The organism is Erythrobacter sp. F6033, from assembly GCF_023016005.1.
In the GTDB taxonomy this organism is placed as follows: domain Bacteria; phylum Pseudomonadota; class Alphaproteobacteria; order Sphingomonadales; family Sphingomonadaceae; genus Erythrobacter.
Map to the genome: position 1 here is coordinate 55,038 of NZ_JALKAZ010000001.1, position 12,756 is coordinate 67,793.

General features: G+C 58.0%; 13 protein-coding genes. 8 read left to right on the top strand and 5 right to left on the bottom strand.

The genetic code is table 11. The features are described from left to right. Position 1: 1 nt before the first annotated feature. From MWU39_RS00310 to kynU, 4 genes are read left to right on the top strand one after another with little or no spacing between them, the layout of a single operon-like run. Complete coding sequence (locus tag MWU39_RS00310) at positions 2-418, top strand: DUF4112 domain-containing protein (RefSeq protein WP_247157987.1); 417 nt, start codon at positions 2-4, stop codon at positions 416-418. Positions 419-467: 49 nt separating this feature from the next. Beyond that, entirely contained in the window at positions 468-1,259 is a 792-nt protein-coding gene (locus MWU39_RS00315) for a tryptophan 2,3-dioxygenase family protein (RefSeq protein WP_247157988.1), read from the top strand. Continuing rightward, positions 1,256-1,879, top strand: a complete 624-nt coding sequence (gene kynB, locus MWU39_RS00320) for an arylformamidase (protein ID WP_247157989.1) — start codon at positions 1,256-1,258, stop codon at positions 1,877-1,879. The genes MWU39_RS00315 and kynB overlap by 4 nt, the downstream gene beginning before the upstream one ends. 8 nt (positions 1,880-1,887) lie before the next feature. Then, a complete protein-coding gene (gene kynU / locus MWU39_RS00325; RefSeq protein WP_247160268.1) occupies positions 1,888-3,105 on the top strand; it encodes a kynureninase in 1,218 nt (405 codons plus the stop codon). A 45-nt stretch (positions 3,106-3,150) separates the two neighbouring features. On the opposite strand, the gene MWU39_RS00330 is transcribed toward kynU, so the two are convergent. The 3 genes from MWU39_RS00330 to MWU39_RS00340 all read right to left on the bottom strand — a co-directional run bounded on the left by MWU39_RS00330 (position 3,151) and on the right by MWU39_RS00340 (position 6,617). Continuing rightward, a complete protein-coding gene (locus tag MWU39_RS00330) occupies positions 3,151-4,419 on the bottom strand; it encodes a serine hydrolase domain-containing protein (RefSeq protein ID WP_247157990.1) in 1,269 nt (422 codons plus the stop codon). A gap of 172 nt (positions 4,420-4,591) precedes the next feature. Continuing rightward, positions 4,592-5,989: a serine hydrolase domain-containing protein gene (locus MWU39_RS00335; protein WP_247157991.1), complete on the bottom strand. Its 1,398-nt coding sequence runs from the start codon at positions 5,987-5,989 to the stop codon at positions 4,592-4,594. A 19-nt stretch (positions 5,990-6,008) separates the two neighbouring features. Continuing rightward, positions 6,009-6,617 (bottom strand): HNH endonuclease, encoded by a 609-nt coding sequence (locus tag MWU39_RS00340; RefSeq protein ID WP_247157992.1) that lies wholly within the window; start codon positions 6,615-6,617, stop codon positions 6,009-6,011. Between the two features lie 106 nt (positions 6,618-6,723). Here MWU39_RS00340 and gluQRS point away from each other — a divergent pair, with 106 nt between their 5' ends. The 4 genes from gluQRS to MWU39_RS00360 all read left to right on the top strand — a co-directional run bounded on the left by gluQRS (position 6,724) and on the right by MWU39_RS00360 (position 9,423). Next, a complete protein-coding gene (gene gluQRS, locus MWU39_RS00345; RefSeq protein ID WP_247160269.1) occupies positions 6,724-7,578 on the top strand; it encodes a tRNA glutamyl-Q(34) synthetase GluQRS in 855 nt (284 codons plus the stop codon). Between the two features lie 24 nt (positions 7,579-7,602). Next, a complete protein-coding gene (locus MWU39_RS00350; protein WP_247157993.1) occupies positions 7,603-7,842 on the top strand; it encodes a hypothetical protein in 240 nt (79 codons plus the stop codon). A gap of 37 nt (positions 7,843-7,879) precedes the next feature. Then, positions 7,880-8,455: a cob(I)yrinic acid a,c-diamide adenosyltransferase gene (locus MWU39_RS00355; RefSeq protein WP_247157994.1), complete on the top strand. Its 576-nt coding sequence runs from the start codon at positions 7,880-7,882 to the stop codon at positions 8,453-8,455. A 98-nt stretch (positions 8,456-8,553) separates the two neighbouring features. Then, positions 8,554-9,423, top strand: a complete 870-nt coding sequence (locus MWU39_RS00360; RefSeq protein WP_247157995.1) for a 3-hydroxyacyl-CoA dehydrogenase NAD-binding domain-containing protein — start codon at positions 8,554-8,556, stop codon at positions 9,421-9,423. 33 nt (positions 9,424-9,456) lie between these two features. Here the strand turns inward: MWU39_RS00360 and MWU39_RS00365 are convergent, their stop codons facing one another. Continuing rightward, positions 9,457-9,978 (bottom strand): hypothetical protein, encoded by a 522-nt coding sequence (locus MWU39_RS00365; protein ID WP_247157996.1) that lies wholly within the window; start codon positions 9,976-9,978, stop codon positions 9,457-9,459. Between the two features lie 62 nt (positions 9,979-10,040). Then, the gene (mutS, locus tag MWU39_RS00370; RefSeq protein WP_247157997.1) at positions 10,041-12,659 is read right to left on the bottom strand and encodes a DNA mismatch repair protein MutS; all 2,619 of its coding nucleotides are present in this window, start codon (positions 12,657-12,659) and stop codon (positions 10,041-10,043) included. Positions 12,660-12,756 lie beyond the last annotated feature (97 nt).

Here is a 12,756-nt window from a genome sequence, read left to right on the forward strand (position 1 = left end):
CATGGAAGGCCCTCAGCGCCCGCAAACCCTCAGTCTACAACTGCCTACGGGCACCGACCCTGCTGCAATCCGCGCTCGGGTCGAAGCGGTGGAGTTACTGCTCGAACGGAGCCTGCGTGTTCCTGGCACCAACGTGCCAATCGGGCTCGACGCGATCATCGGATTGGTGCCAGTCATTGGGGACATTGTCACAACCGCATTGGGTGCCTACATCGTTTGGGAAGCGCGCAATCTGGGCCTGTCAAAATGGCACCTGACCCGGATGGGCGCAAATGTGGCATTCGATACGGTGCTGGGTCTTGTTCCGCTCGTGGGTGACGCGGCTGACTTTGTTTTCCGCTCCAACACGCGAAATTTGCGGATTATCAAGAAGCATCTCGACAAGCATCACCCTGAGACGCGTGTGATTGAGGGCTAGTTTCCTTCTTGGCTTGTGGGGTGAGGCTTTGCAGCGCTAGAGCAGCGGCATGACCAACACAGTCACCTATTCAAGCTATCTCGATCTCGGCAAAATTCTTGATGCTCAGCATCTTAGTTCTGGCGCGCATGATGAGATGCTGTTTATCGTCGTTCATCAGGCGAGCGAGCTGTGGCTAAAACTGTGCTTACATGAGCTCACCGAAGCGCGCGAATGCATCGAACGCGATGATTTGCGCCCTGCTTTCAAAATGCTTGCCCGTGTTGCCAGAGCGCAGCAGCAATTGATCCAGAGCTGGGATGTGCTCAGCACAATGACCCCGCATGATTATTCACGCATTCGCCCGCATTTGGGCGGGTCGAGCGGGTTCCAATCGCCGCAATACCGGATGATGGAATTCATGCTGGGCGGACGCGATGAAAAGCATATCCACCTGCATGAAAAAACCGGCGATTGGGCCGCGCGTTTGAGCCATGAAGTCACCCGCGATAGCCTGTATGATGCGGCAATCCGCCTACTTGCGCGGCGCGGTTTTGAGATTGACCAGAAAGTGACAGAGCGCGACTTAAGGGCTCCGTATCAGCATGATCCCAGCGTCGAAGAAGCTTGGGCGGCCATCTATCGCGATCCACAAGAGCATTGGGATTTGTACGAGCTGGCCGAAAAGCTTGTCGACCTTGAATATCATTTCCAACGCTGGCGTTTTGGCCATCTCAAAACTGTTGAGCGGATTATCGGCTTCAAACGCGGCACTGGCGGGACACCGGGCGTTCCCTATCTGGAAGGCGTGCTCAAACAGGCATTCTTCCCTGAACTGCTTAGCGTGCGGACAGCAATATGAGCCGCGTTTGGGACATTTCTCAAAAACTGCGCCCTGACCTGCCGGTTTGGCCAGGTGATACCGCTTTTTCGCATGAGCGGACGTGGCAGATGGAGGAGGGCTCTCCGGTTAATGTTTCGGCTGTCACTCTATCGACTCATACCGGAGCGCATGCTGATGCGCCGCTTCATTATTCACCGAGCGCGCCTGATATCGCCGAGGTGGCGCTGGCCCCGTATTTGGGTGAATGCCTTGTTGTTGACGCGCGCGGCTCTGGCTCATTGATTATGCCTAGCGATCTTCCTGAGCTGGGTGGTGTTACGCGGGTTCTGATGCGGACGTTCGATGCCTTTCCGCATGACACTTGGGATGAGGGCACAACGGCCATTGCGCCCGAAACTATTGACTGGCTCGCCGCGCAAGGCGTGAAGCTTGTTGGTCTGGATGGCCCTTCGATTGACCCGCAATCTTCCAAAGACATGCTGGCGCACAAGACCGTTCTCAAACATGACCTGCGCATACTTGAAGGGCTAGTCCTCGATGATGTGCCGCCGGGCCAGTACGAGCTGATTGCTCTGCCTTTGCCGATTGTCGGAGGCGACGCTTCACCTGTGCGCGCTATTTTGAGGGAACTGCCATGACGGATGCGATGGTGGACCGCGCGAAAACTCTCGACGCAAGCGATCCGCTGGCCGAATTTCGCGGGCGTTTCACATTGCCCGAGGGTGTGATCTATCTTGATGGAAACTCTCTCGGCGCGCTGCCGAAAGCGACACCCGCCGCGATGGCTTGTGTGGTCGAGCAAGAGTGGGGTGAAGGGCTGATCCGTAGCTGGAATGACGCCGAATGGTTTGAAATGGGCGGCCGGGTTGGCGGCAAAATCGCCCCATTGGTAGGGGCGCGGCCGCACGAGGTCATGGCGTGCGACACGGTCAGCGTGAACCTGTTCAAACTCATCTCTGCTGCTCTGGCAATGCGACCGGGGCGCAAAGTGATCCTGTCCGAACCCGGTAATTTCCCGACTGACATTTATATGATCGAGGGGCTGGAGCGTCAGGGATTGGCGACCCAGCGGCTGGCCGAACGCGATCAAATTCAGGAAGCGCTGGACGATGATGTCGCGCTGCTGATGCTGACCCACGCGCATTACAAAACCGGCGATCTGTTCGACATGGCAGCGATGACGAAAGCAGCGAATGATGCTGGCGCCTTGGTCCTATGGGATCTCTCGCACAGCACCGGCGCGTTGCCGGTCGATCTGAACGGTGTAAATGCGGATTTCGCCACCGGCTGCGGATACAAATATCTGAATGGCGGCCCCGGTGCGCCGGCCTTCGTCTATGTCGCCGAGCGGCACCATGGCGACCTCGCGCAGCCGCTTACCGGCTGGTTCGGACATGCGCGCCCCTTTGCTTTCTCGGACAAATACGAAGCCGCGCCGGGCATCGAGCAATTGCAATGCGGCACCTCGCCAATCCTTGGCCTGACAGCGCTGGAAGTGGGCGTTGATCTGATCGCAGAGATCGGTGTTGACCGGCTCTACGCCAAGTCGCGCGCGCTGTCGGAGTTCTTCCTCGATTGTTTGGGCGAACATAGCCTCGAACTCGATTTGGTCAGCCCATCTGAGAGTGGTGCGCGAGGAAGCCAGCTAAGCGTCCGCCACGAAAACGCCTACGCCCTGTGCCAAGCGCTCATCGCGCGCGGCGTGATCGGCGATTTCCGCGATCCGGATATCCTGCGACTGGGCTTTGCGCCTGCCTATTTACGGTTCGAAGATATGGCAGAGGCCGCAAGGCATTTGGCCGAAGTGATTCAGAGCGGCGAATGGCAGCGCGATGAGTTCAGCCAGCGCGCGGCAGTTACCTGAGTACTTGCAAGTGGCGGTGGAAGAAGAGGCCTAACCGTGCAGCGTTCAACGCGGCTTTTCGATCAAGCCAGCCGCGTCATAGACTGCTCTGCGAAATTTGGCCTGCGCATTCAAATCGAATGGCATCATTTGAGTAAAGAATACCGCCGTAATGTCGTTTGCAGGATCGACCCAAAACAATAGGCTTGCGGCACCGTCCCAAAAGAACTCGCCTTTAACGCCAAAGGGTTCAGCATCGGAGTTCGGCGGACCTGTCCTGACGGCAAAATTGAGACCAAAACCCATCTGGCCCTTTGTCATCAGAAAATCTCTGTCCGTCACGCCTTCTGGCAGATGATCACGAGCCATCAGCGCCACCGTTTCAGGCTTGAGAATCTGCACGTCTCCTAGCTTGCCCTCGTTTTGGAGCATAAGTGCAAACCTCAGGTAATCGTCGATTGTAGAGATCAGCCCATGACCGCCATTTATCTGGATCGGTTTCGTCTCACGAAAGCCATAAACGCGATCATCGGATTGCCGGACAATAGTTCCGTCATCTTCTCGCATGTACCCTGCTGCAAGACGGAGTTTCCTCTCGCTGGAAACAAAATAACTGGTCTCCGTCATTCCTAACGGCTCCAATACCCGTTCGGTTACCAGTTCCTCATAAGGGCGGCCGGTGACGACCTCAGCAAGCCGAGCTTGGACATCGACCGAAACACCATACTTCCACGCTTTGCCCGGCTGGCAGAACAATGGGAGCGAAGCCAGCTCGGTGCTGAACTGAGACAAGGGTTTGGATGCGTTGAACAGGTCCGCTTTGGCCATGAAAGCAGCCGCCGGTGCACTGTCCCATTCATAGCCGAAGCATGCTGTGTGGCGAAAAACATCAATGACCTTTATCGGGCGCACTGGTTCTACAAGGATAGGGGTCCCGTCTTCGCGCACTCCGTCAAGGACCTGCACCCCTGCAAACTCTGGAAGATACTGGGATAGAGGATCGTCAAGATCGAACAGGCCGTCCTCGTAAAGCGACATCAGGGTCACCCCTGTGACCGGTTTGGTCATGGAATACAGCGTGGCTAGGGTATCGCGTTGCCAGGGCCGCTCAGCCTCTCGATCTGCAAACCCGAAGTTACCGTAATAGACCTCTTCCCCGCGCATATGAACGACAGCCGATACGCCGACGAGAGATCCGTCCTCTATAAGCGCAGACAGGGCTCTATCTACCCGGTTGCCGTCGAACTCTGCTGAGGCTGGTTGAGCATTCAACGGAGCCAGTCCGACAGTCAGAAGCAGGAGACCCAACATCAATCGAACGTCTAAAATCGGCAATCGAATCATTATTGTTCTCCGCGCAAAAATCAGTTGGAACGTGACCCAAAGAAAAGGAAAGGCAATAGCGAACCGTTCTTGATCGGATCCAAAACAGCGGGCCCGCAATTGGGTCGGCAGCGGAATCTCAAGCCTCCAGCTCGATATCCCAATAGAGCCGATATTGTGTCACTCATTTGCGGTAGGCCAGCGTTAACCTGACGATCGCCCAGATTGGACCTGCGACTGCCGCTGCTACCATGGCCCATCCAAAGTCGGGTTGAAACAGCAGCATCGTTCCGATTGAGCCACCAAACATCTGAGGCACAACAACAATCAGTGCGAATGCCATCGCAGAGGTAGCGATCAAGGGGAACCACAGGCTGAACATGCCAAGAGCGCCCGATTTCGCTCGAAGCTGCTCTCTGCGGAGCCATGCCCAGCCTGCGCTCAAAGCGAAGATGATGGGCAACGATACCATCATTAGATAAGTGAATTGCGGCCAAAATCTCGACCCTTCGCCGGAATAGTCTAGGTTCAGCGCTCTGGCGGTGATCCCATTTCGAAGTTCAAAATTTTCGCCAAAACCTATCCCGCCATTGGCATTGACCAACACCACCACACCCTTTCCATCGGCGGGCACAAGGGTGGCGAGCGTTTCAGTACCCGGAACCAATCCGCTGTGTGATGCGGTCCTCGCTTCGACGTCGATAAACCAGCCTAGGCCGTAGAATGGTGAGGCATCGCTCGCGGGCTGCAGCATTTGCGATTTGCTCGCGGCGGTGATGATGTTGTCTTCACCATCGAGCATCATTGCGAGGTAAAGCGCGAGGTCATTTGCGCTGGCAAAGATCCCTCCCGCAGGAGCACCAACAGGTGTTGTGCGGCCCATATCATACGCGCGTTTGCCGCCGAACCACGGTCGATGCGGGATAGCGATTTTGCCGGGTATCCGGCCATCGGAAACAAAGCTGCTGTCCATACCAAGCGGCCGGAGAATGTTGGCTTCGATATAGCTGGCATAGTCCTGACCGCTGACAGCCTCAATCACAGCGCCCAACACGTGATAATTCGCGTTGGAATATTCCCAACGTTCTCCCGGAGCGTAGGCAGGTTCCCATTGCGCCACATCGGCGACGTGATCCGCCAGCTTGCCCTCGCTCCGACTTGCGTTGCCATGCAAGCTGTTGCCTTGCACCGTCGAATAGCCGCTGGTGTGCGAAAGCAATTGCCGGATCGTGATCGCGGAGGACGGGCGATCAGAAAACGCATCAAGATAGGTGCCGACGCTTGCTTCAAGGTCTATCTTCTCAGATTCGACCAGCTGCATAATGGCCAATGCAGCGAAGCTCTTGGAAATCGACCCGATCAAAAACGGTGTATCGGGAGTGATCTCATCCGTTCCACCGGACAATGTCTTTCCGCGAACACCGGTGCGGACCTTCCCGTCCTCAATAACGGCATATGCGACGCCAGGAGCGCCGGATTCGGGCCAGGATTTGTCGACGAATTCTTCGATGGATTGCGGTGGTTCGCTTGCTTGCAACCCAAATGGAATCGCAAGCACGATCAACGCCAATAACAGCCGCATACATCCCTCTCGGTGCTTTCTAAGCCTCCAGCTCGATGTCCCAATACAGCCAATCGCGCCAAGTTTCGTGCAGATAATTCGGCGGGAATTGCTTGCCGAATTGCTGCAATTGCCAGCTTGTCGGGCGGATCGGCTTCATCTGCACCGGCATATGCGCTTGCTTGGGTGTGCGTCCGCCCTTTTTCATATTGCATGGCGCGCAGGCGGTGATGATGTTTTCCCACGTGGTTTTACCGCCCAGACGGCGCGGGATCACATGATCGAAGGTGAGAGTATCGCCGCTGCCGCAATATTGGCATTCAAACTTGTCACGCAGGAACACGTTGAAGCGGGTGAAAGCGGGAAATTCGCTTTGCTTTACATATTGCCTGAGCGCGATGACGCTCGGGATTTGCATGTCGAGGCTGGGCGAGTGGACCTCGCGGTCATAGCTCGCAACGATATCCACCCGGTCAAGAAACACCGCCTTGATAGCGGTCTGCCATGGCCACAAGCTGAGCGGGTAATAGGACAGCGGAGTGTAATCCGCGTTGAGCACCAAAGCGGGGCAACCTGAAAGGCTGCGCGTCGGATCTTCCTGAGCGCTGCGGAATTTCGCCGCTGTTTCGATCAGTTCGCTTTTGAACACGTCCTGCGTTCCTCCCTGATTGACACGAACATGACTTGGCATGCGCAGGAGTCAAAGCCGTGACACTGTGTATATCCACAGGGATAAACCTGTGCAGGACAAGTGGATGGCGCGCAGCGGGTGCCTGTGGCAGAAGATCGGCGTGGAAATTGTGACCCGCTTTGCCCCAAGCCCGAATGGCCATTTGCACCTGGGCCATGCCTATTCCGCGATCTATGCGCATGATCTGGCAAAGGATGCCGGTGGGCAATTCCTGATGCGGGTTGAAGACATCGACGGGCCGCGTTCGCGCGCCGAGTTTGCCGATGAGTTTCGCCGCGACCTCGAATGGTTGGGGCTGGAATGGGACGATGTGCCTGCTCAATCGACCCGTATTGAAAGCTACGATGAAGCCGCCAATCGCTTGCTTGAGGACGGCTGGCTTTACGCCTGCAGTTGCAATCGCAAGGACATTGAAGCGCTGGAGCCGAGGCAAGGAGCAGATTGCATCGTCTATCCCGGTTCGTGCAAAGGTGCGGCGTGCGGCTCAGGCGAACCGGCGGCCCTGCGGCTGGATGTCGACAAAGCCATGGCGGCGCTGGGCGAGCTGGTCTGGACGGACGAAACAGCAGGCTCTGTGATCGCCGATCCGCGCGAATTTGGCGATGTGGTGATCGTACGCAAAGACTTGCCCGCCAGCTACCACCTCGCCGCCACTTTGGATGATGCCGCCGACGGGATCACGGCAGTTACGCGCGGGGAGGATCTGTTCACGTCGACCCATGTGCACCGTATATTGCAGGAATTGCTCGAACTGCCCGTTCCGCACTGGCATCATCACAAATTGCTGCTGGATGATAACGGACAAAAGCTGGCCAAACGGCGCGGTTCGCCTGCGCTGAAAGACCGCCGGGAGGCAGGCGAAGACGGACTGGCGCTTGCCGAGCAATTGCGGTTGCAACAAATGCAGTCTGGAACTTAGCGCGCGCAGGACTATTTAGACCCTATGGACATATTCCTCAAAATCGTACTCGCCGTGCTTTGTGTGCTTGTGGTCGTTTCGCTCGTCCGCGGCATTATTGCATTCCTGAAAACGACCAAGATCGATCTGGAAACCGGTGAAGGCGAAACCGTCACCGAAATGCAGGCGGTTCAGAACAAAGCGATGTTTTCGCGTATCAAGTATCAGGCGCTGGCCATCGGTGTGGTCGTCCTGATCGCTGTTGTCGCTGGCGGCAGCCAATAGACTGGACCGGTCTGGCACCGACGCCTAACGAGGCCGCATGGTAAAGCTCAACAAGATTTACACGCGCACGGGAGACGACGGGACCACAGGCCTCGTCGACGGATCGCGTTGTCCGAAGCACTCGGCGCGCATTGCCGCCATTGGTGAAGTGGACGAGGCAAACAGCGTCATCGGCCACGCGATTTGCGCAATCGAAGATGAAGCGCAGCGGGCCACTCTCACTCGCATACAAAACGACCTGTTCGATCTTGGAGCGGACCTCGCGACCCCTGCCGAGGATGGTGATTTCGCGCCGTCCGAAATGGTTCTACGCATGGTTCCCGAACAAGCAATCTGGATTGAGGAGCAGATCGATGCTCTCAATGATCGTCTTGAACCGCTGACCAGCTTTGTTCTGCCGGGTGGCAGCGAAGCGGCGGCGCGCGTCCACGTTGCCCGCGCAACGGCGCGTTCGGCAGAGCGCGCGATGACTGCGATGGCGGCTGAAACGCCGGTCAACCCATCGGCGACTGCTTACATCAATCGGCTATCCGACTTGCTTTTCGTGCTTGCCCGCGTGCTCAACGATGATGGCGCTGCCGATGTGAAGTGGGTGCCGGGCGCCAATCGGTAGAAACACCCCGCTAGCAATTCCACGATGCCGCCGCTAACAGGCGCGCAGACACAAATTGCTGCACTTGCGAAGTGCACTTTACGCGAGGGAATTGAGCCATGCGGAATATCGCTGTTATCGGAGCGGGTCAGATGGGGACGGGCATCGCCCAGACCGTGGCCCAGCATGGCATGAATGTGATGCTGTCAGACGTTGATCTGGCGCGTGCTGAGGCTGGTAAAGCGGCCGTTGAAAAAGCCTTGGTCAAGCTGATGGGGCGCGGCAAGATCGAAGCTGACGCAGCCGAGGCACTGCTCGCAAAGATCACCCCTGTTGCCGATTACGCGCCGATGGCCGAAGCCGATATCATTATTGAAGCCGCGACCGAGCGCGAAGAGATCAAGAACGCGATTTTTGAAAGCGCCGGCAAGGTCCTCTCAGCCGATGCGGTGATGGCATCGAACACCAGTTCAATCCCAATCACCCGCATGGCGAACCACTCGCCCGACCCAGAACGCTTTATCGGCCTGCACTTTTTCAATCCGGTCCCGGTTATGGGCCTGATCGAAGTGATTCCCGGTCTTGCGACGTCAGCGAACACGACCGAGCGTGTGACGGCTTTTGCCGAAGCGCTTGGTAAGCAAGTCGTGACAAGTCAGGATGAGCCGGGCTTTGTGGTCAACCGTATCCTGCTGCCGATGATTAACGAGGCGGTGTTTGTGCTGGGCCAGTCGACTGCGGGCATTGAAGATATCGATAAGGGCTGCCGCCTTGGCCTGAATCACCCGATGGGCCCGCTGCAACTCGCCGATTTTGTGGGCCTTGATACCTGTCTCGACATTATCAACGTGCTCTATCGCACGACGCGCGACACAAAATATCGTCCGGCGCCGTTGCTGGTGAAGTATGTTGAGGCTGGTTGGCTTGGCCGGAAAACGGGCCGCGGCTTTTACGATTACTCAGGCGAAGCGCCCGTTCCTACGCGCTAAATTTGCGATGTGTTGAGGCTGCCACCCGGCGGATTATTCGCCCAGATCGCCTATACCGTTGAGGTTGGGTTGTACGTTCGATTTTTTCCGTGAGAACCGGATTTTCGGTTTCTTGCTTGGGGCAGGCGCTGCCGCCGCTCTTGAGCCGCCGCCGCGTGAAATCGATCCGCTTGGTTTAGGAGGTGCGACACCGCTGCCGGGTCCGCCTCCGGGGCCGCGCGCGCTGCGCGAAGGACTGGACGGCGTGATGATCGCCGTTTGATCGTTGGGATTGGCGTCGAAACCGTCCGGGCTGAATCCTGACGCATCATCGATAAGAGCTTCGTCTTCAGCGAAAGCCATATTCCCGAAATCTTCTGCCGGAGCGTAGTCTTCAAAGACCGTTTCTGGCTCTTCGGTCACTTCGGCGACCTGTTCATTTTCATCCGAAACACCACGTTCGCGCTCAGCCGATGGGGACGCAAATCCACCATCGCCCATCGAGCCTGCAAAAATTGCGGCTCCAAAAAGCGTTACGCCGGCAAACGCCAGCGCCACTTTGCTACTTTCGAACATCGTCTTCGACATGCGCCGACAGGTAGCAGAGCGCCGGTTAATATATGGTAGAAATGCTGCTCTTAGAGGTCGCGCTTGAGATCATAGAGCAAGTCCAAGGCATCGCGCGGTGAAAGCGCGTCCAGATCGGCTTCGGACAGGCGCTGGGCCAGCTGCTCTGCTGGAGAAGCTTCAGGCTCGCTTTCCTGCGCTGCTGCGGCAAACAGCGGGAGCTCTCCCAAACCAGCGGCAATCCCTCCCGTTTCGCTGCGCGCTTGTTCGAGCTTTGACAGCACTTGTTCGGCGCGTTTGACGACGGTGGCTGGTACACCGGCAAGCTTCGCCACAGCGAGACCATAGGACCGGTCGGCAGGCCCCTCTGCCAGTTCATGCAGCAAAACGAGATCGCCCTTCCACTCGCGGGCGCGAACATGGTGCAGCGAAAGCGCTTGGCAGGTTTCCGCAAGCCTTGCGAGCTCATGGTAATGCGTTGCGAAGAGGCAGCGGCACGCGATGCGCGAATGCACCGCCTCGACCACAGCCCATGCCAGCGCGAGGCCATCATAGGTCGATGTGCCACGCCCAACCTCATCAAGGATCACGAAACTGCGCGTCGTCGCCTGAGCGAGAATGGCCGCCGTTTCGACCATCTCGACCATGAAGGTGGAGCGTCCGCGCGCAAGGTTGTCCGACGCTCCAACGCGGCTGAAAAGCCGGTCAACCAAGCCGATTGATGCGGCCTCTGCGGGCACAAAGCATCCGGCCTGAGCCATCAACACGATCAGCGCGTTTTGGCGCAGGAAAGTCGATTTACCGCCCATATTCGGGCCGCCAATTAACCAGAGCCGGTCATCGGGTGCGAGCGCGCAATTGTTGGCAACAAAGCGGTCGCCTGACTTCACCAATGCCGCTTCGACCACTGGATGCCGTCCGCCTGTAATCGACAATCCTGCATCAGCGGTGATTTCAGGCCGCGACCATTCGCCTTCGGAAGCGCGCTCGGCATTGCTTGCGGCAACATCAATCCGTGCTAGCGCAGCTGCGGTCGCTGCGATCGCTTCGCGCGCTGCGGTGACCGCTTCGATCAATTCTTCGAAATGCGCCTCTTCGGCGGCGAGCGCTCGCCCGCCAGCTTCGGATATGCGCGAGGCTTCTTCGTGCAGGCTAAGCGAGTTGAAGCGCACTGCGCCTTTCATGGTCTGACGATGCGTAAAGCCGCTTTCCGCATCCATCAGGCTGTCGGCATGGCGGCTGGGCACTTCGATGAAGTAACCGAGTACCCCGTTATGCTTTATCTTGAGCGAGGAAATGCCTGTTTCCTCGCGGTAGCGCGCTTCCATTGCGGCGATGGCGCGCCGGGCATTGCCCGAAACTTCGCGCAGCTCATCTAGGCTCGCGTCGTAACCGTCAGCGATATAGCCGCCGTTTGATCGCTCCGTCGGCGGGGAGGCGACAAGCGCGCGGGACATATGATCGACCAGAGCGCCATGCCCGATCAGGCGCGGCAACAATTCATCGAGCAGGGCAGGGCGGTCCCGCTCCAGCTCCAATCGCTCATGCAACCGGCCCGCTTCGGCCAGACCATCGCGCACCTGCCCAAGATCGCGCGGGCTTCCGCGCCCAGCAACGACCCGACCCAGCGCGCGGCCAATATCGGGTAGCGCGCGCAGAGTATCGCGCAGGTCCGCGCGTTCTATCGGGCGGGCGTGCCAGAACTCGACCAGATGGAGGCGCGCTTCGATGGCGGATTGGTCCAGCAAAGGCGCCGAAAGGTCTTCAGCCAGCAGCCGCGATCCTGCGCCCGTAGAGCAGCGATCCAGAGTGGCGATCAGGCTTCCGGTGCGGCCGCCTGTCGAACTTTCAAGTATCTCAAGGCTGCCGCGGGTTGCTTCGTCCATGGCCATGCCGCTGGCGCTTTCGCGGATGGTGGGAGGCAGCATTAGCGGCAGGGAGCCGCGCCCGACATGGTCGAGATAGGCGATCAGCCCGCCAGCTGCCGCAAGCATAGCGCGGGAGAAATCACCGAAGCCATCGAGTGTCGCGACCCCGTGAACGCTTTTGAGCCGTTCCGCTCCGGCATCGCTCGAGAAAGTGCCGTGCGAATGATAGGTCAGCTCGTCCGGCCCGTGGCTCCAATCTTCGGGTACGACCACTTCGGTTGCGCCAATCCGGGCAAGTTCAGCGCCAAGCATTTCGGGCGCGCATTCTTCCAACGTCATCGTGCCCGTGGAAATGTCGATGCTGGCAATGCCGATGGTGCCGCGAACTTCGGCAAGCGCGGCAAGGAGATTGGAGCTGCGCGGATTGAGCAGCGCTTCTTCGGTCAGGGTGCCCGCCGTGACAAACCGAACAATGTCGCGCTTTACGAGCACTTTGGAAGAAGGTTTGCCCTCTCGCTTGGCGCGCGCTTTGGCTTCGTCAGGTGTCTCGACCTGTTCGGCAATGGCAACCCGCTGACCCGATTTGATAAGCCGCGCGAGGTACCCTTCGGCTGAATGCACGGGCACGCCGCACATCGCGACCGGTTCGCCATCATGCTCGCCGCGCGAGGTCAGAGCGATGTCGAGAATGTTTGCGGCAATGCGCGCATCATCGAAAAACAGCTCGAAGAAATCGCCCATCCGGTAAAACAGCAGCGATCCCTCGGCCTCTTTCTTGAGGGCGAGATATTGCTGCATCATCGGAGTCGCGGTGCCTGCCATCGGAGTGGCGTAGACAGGCCGCGAGTGATTCGGAACGGGCGGCGCGTATCCTTTCCCCTATCGTTTGCGTTTGGGTGCCGCTAAACGGTTCATCAAT

Bases quoted from the DNA above. Each gene is read 5' to 3' on its own strand.
- MWU39_RS00365 (WP_247157996.1), bottom strand. From the start codon at position 9,978: ATGTTCGAAAGTAGCAAAGTGGCGCTGGCGTTTGCCGGCGTAACGCTT.
- MWU39_RS00360 (WP_247157995.1), top strand. From the start codon at position 8,554: ATGCGGAATATCGCTGTTATCGGAGCGGGTCAGATGGGGACGGGCATC.
- MWU39_RS00335 (WP_247157991.1), bottom strand. From the start codon at position 5,989: ATGCGGCTGTTATTGGCGTTGATCGTGCTTGCGATTCCATTTGGGTTG.
- gluQRS (WP_247160269.1), top strand. From the start codon at position 6,724: ATGGCGCGCAGCGGGTGCCTGTGGCAGAAGATCGGCGTGGAAATTGTG.
- MWU39_RS00310 (WP_247157987.1), top strand. From the start codon at position 2: ATGGAAGGCCCTCAGCGCCCGCAAACCCTCAGTCTACAACTGCCTACG.
- kynU (WP_247160268.1), top strand. From the start codon at position 1,888: ATGGTGGACCGCGCGAAAACTCTCGACGCAAGCGATCCGCTGGCCGAA.
- MWU39_RS00315 (WP_247157988.1), top strand. From the start codon at position 468: ATGACCAACACAGTCACCTATTCAAGCTATCTCGATCTCGGCAAAATT.
- kynB (WP_247157989.1), top strand. From the start codon at position 1,256: ATGAGCCGCGTTTGGGACATTTCTCAAAAACTGCGCCCTGACCTGCCG.
- mutS (WP_247157997.1), bottom strand. From the start codon at position 12,659: ATGGCAGGCACCGCGACTCCGATGATGCAGCAATATCTCGCCCTCAAG.
- MWU39_RS00350 (WP_247157993.1), top strand. From the start codon at position 7,603: ATGGACATATTCCTCAAAATCGTACTCGCCGTGCTTTGTGTGCTTGTG.
- MWU39_RS00355 (WP_247157994.1), top strand. From the start codon at position 7,880: ATGGTAAAGCTCAACAAGATTTACACGCGCACGGGAGACGACGGGACC.